At 61.4% G+C, this 293-nt stretch carries 1 pseudogene; it reads right to left on the bottom strand.

Features of this window, described 5'->3' with window-relative positions:
• Nucleotides 1-293 (bottom strand): annotated as a pseudogene (locus J9892_RS25245) (IS21 family transposase); the annotation flags it as partial.

The raw sequence follows: 293 nt of genomic DNA, 5'->3' as shown, positions 1-293 counted from the left end.
GACCCCAGTGCCGGGCGGTCCAACTGCTCAAACGCCTCGCGTCGGTTACCGGGCAGCTGCTTGAACGGGCGCTCGTTGAGCTCATTCAACAAAGCCCGGATGCACTGGTTTAGCTCGGCAAGCGAGAAGAAGGTCTGATGGCGTAGGCGAGCCAGGATCCAGCGCTCGACGATCTGCACACCCACCTCGGCCTTGGCTTTGTCCTTAGGCTTGTAAGGGCGAGCTGGCATCACCGCCACCTGATAGTGCTCGGCCAACTGCTGGTAGCTGGGGTTGAGCTCGGGATCGTATCG

Source organism: Aeromonas sp. Prich7-2 (genome assembly GCF_017939255.1).
GTDB classification, from domain to species: domain Bacteria; phylum Pseudomonadota; class Gammaproteobacteria; order Enterobacterales; family Aeromonadaceae; genus Aeromonas; species Aeromonas caviae.
The sequence above is the reverse complement of the archived record's forward strand: the minus strand, read 5'-3'. Positions and strand labels throughout refer to the sequence as shown.